Source organism: Rhodococcus sp. (in: high G+C Gram-positive bacteria), from assembly GCF_049286785.1.
Lineage (GTDB): Bacteria > Actinomycetota > Actinomycetes > Mycobacteriales > Mycobacteriaceae > Rhodococcus_F.
In genome coordinates this window covers 1-2,479 of record NZ_JBAQEO010000201.1, presented here as the reverse complement: position 1 = coordinate 2,479, position 2,479 = coordinate 1, and the positions used below count along the sequence as shown (strand labels likewise).

Here is a 2,479-nt window from a genome sequence, read left to right as displayed (position 1 = left end):
ATGCTGATCGCACGGGAGGTCGGACTGTGAGCGCGGCACCGAAGCGGATCGAGCAGCGGGGGTTGTGGTTCGAGGAGTTCGAGCTGGGCGCCGTGTACGAGCATCGGCCCGGACGCACCATTACCGAGGCCGACAACGTGCTGTTCACGACTCAGACGATGAACACGCAGGCTCTACACCTCGATGCCGCCTACAGCGCCGGAACGCAATTCGGTGAGCGACTGGTCAATTCGATGTTCACCCTGTCGACACTGGTGGGGTTGTCGGTGGCTCAGCTGACGCAGGGAACCATCGTGGCGAACCTGGGCTTCTCGGAGATCAGCTTTCCCAAGCCGATGTTCCACGGTGACACGCTGTACGCCGAGACACGGATAGCGGACAAGCGGGAATCGAAGAGCAGGCCGGGGGAGGGCATCGTGACCCTCGAACACACCGGGCGCAACCAGCAGGGTGACGTGGTGGCCATCGCGGTCCGCAAGACCCTCGTCCAGAAGAGGCCGTCGTGAGCTGGGAACTGCCCGGTCCGGCGTGGTTGTTCTGCCCGGCCGATCGTCCCGACCGCTATGCCAAGGCAGCCGCTGCCGCGGACGTCGTCATCCTGGATCTCGAGGACGCGGTGGCGGCCGCGGACAAGGAAGCCGCCCGGATCGCGCTCATCGACACCCCGCTGAATCCGGACCGCACCGTGGTCCGGGTCAATCCGGTGGGGACCGGCGATCACGAACTCGACCTGCTGGCACTGGACGGGACGCTCTACACCCGGATCATGCTGCCGAAGTGTGAATCCGCCGAACAGGTTTTGTCGCTGGCACCTCGTGAGGTGATCGCCCTCATCGAATCACCCCTGGGGGCCCTTGCGGTGGGTGACATCGCGCTGGCAGCGAGCACCATCGGACTGATGTGGGGCGCCGAAGATCTGGTCGCAGCGATGGGTGGTCAGTCCAGCAGGCGAGACGACGGCACCTACCGCGAGGTGGCGCGCCACGTCCGGTCGTCGACGCTGCTGGCAGCCAAGGGCTACAACCGACTGGCACTGGACTCGGTGTATCTCGACATCAAGGATCTGGACGGTCTGCGTGCGGAGGCAGCGGACGCCGTCGCTGTGGGGTTCGACATCAAGGTGAGCATTCACCCCGGTCAGGTCGAGGTGGTCCGGGGCGCGTACACCCCGTCGCCGGAGGAATCCGACTGGGCGCGGCGGGTGCTTGCCGCCGCCGCCGAGCAGCGGGGCGTCTTCACGTTCGAAGGCAAGATGGTGGACGCGCCGGTACTGCGGCACGCCGAGGCGATCACGAGACGGTCGAAGGATGCGCATTCGGCTCGGAAGGATTGAGTGGTTCGAAACGCTGCCGCGGGTGTGGCTGCCGGGAAAGATGGTGAGTGACCCGGCAGCACGCCACGGAGGGCCCGTGCGGTGACGGGGTGGGAGGAAGGCCACCGTCATGACAGTCGACCCGCAGTGGGTGCCTACCGAGGCCGATGTGCGCGATGCGGTCATCAGCGACTTCGCTGCTTTCGTTGCCCGGCGTCACGCTGTGGCGGTGGATGACTATCAGGCATTGTGGCGGTGGTCGGTCTCCGAGTCCGCTGCGTTCTGGCAGGACGTGTGGGACTATTTCGACCTCCGGTCCGCCGGTGAGCCGGGGCCGGCTCTGGCGGATGCGTCGATGCCGGGGGCCCGCTGGTTTCCCGGTGCAACGCTCAACTACGTCGATCATGTGTTCCGGAATGCCCGGACCGATCGGCCGGCCATTGTGTACACGGACGAGACCGGACACGACGAGACGGTCGGCTGGGATGAACTGCGATCCCGGGTGTCGGCACTCGCGGCGACGTTGCGTGCGCACGGTGTCGGGATCGGTGACCGTGTGGTCGGGTACCTTCCCAACATTCCGGAGACCGTCATCGCGTTCCTCGCTACGGTGTCGCTCGGCGCGGTCTGGGCAGCGTGCGGGCAGGACTACTCCGCGCCGGCCGCGCTCGATCGCCTCGGTCAGCTCGAACCCAAGGCGCTGATCACGGCGGACGGGTATCGGTTCGGGGGCAAGGCGCACGATCGTGTGGAGGCTTCCCTCCGCGTGCGTGACGGCTTGCCGACGGTGAAGTTCACCGTGGTGGTGCCGCGTCTCGGCGGAACGGGACCGATCGACGGAGCCATGCAGTGGGCGAACGCAGCGGGTGGAGACGGTGAGCTGGAATCCGCGGCGGTTCCGTTCGATCATCCCCTGTGGGTGGTGTTCTCCTCAGGAACCACCGGCCTGCCGAAAGGCATCGTGCACGGTCACGGGGGTGTGCTGCTCGAGCACGTGAAGTCGATGGCACTTCAGCTCGACATCGGCAGGGACGACACCCTGTTCTGGTACACGAGCCCGAGTTGGATGATGTGGAACTTCCAGACGTCAGCGCTGCTGGTGGGCGCGACGGTTGTCTGCTATGACGGAAGTCCGTCGTTCCCCACCCCGGATACGCTGTGGGCGTT

At 66.1% G+C, this 2,479-nt stretch carries 3 protein-coding genes; all 3 read left to right on the top strand.

Features of this window, described 5'->3' with window-relative positions; genetic code table 11:
- The first annotated feature begins 26 nt into the window (after positions 1-26).
- Positions 27-506, top strand: coding sequence for a MaoC family dehydratase (locus WAW17_RS08215; RefSeq protein WP_422332491.1), 480 nt, complete (start codon positions 27-29; stop codon positions 504-506).
- The gene (locus tag WAW17_RS08210; protein WP_422332490.1) at positions 503-1,333 is read left to right on the top strand and encodes an HpcH/HpaI aldolase/citrate lyase family protein; all 831 of its coding nucleotides are present in this window, start codon (positions 503-505) and stop codon (positions 1,331-1,333) included. The genes WAW17_RS08215 and WAW17_RS08210 overlap by 4 nt, the downstream gene beginning before the upstream one ends.
- Before the next feature lie 109 nt (positions 1,334-1,442).
- On the top strand, positions 1,443-2,479 hold a 1,037-nt coding region (locus tag WAW17_RS08205; RefSeq protein ID WP_422332489.1), incomplete at its 3' end, for an AMP-binding protein.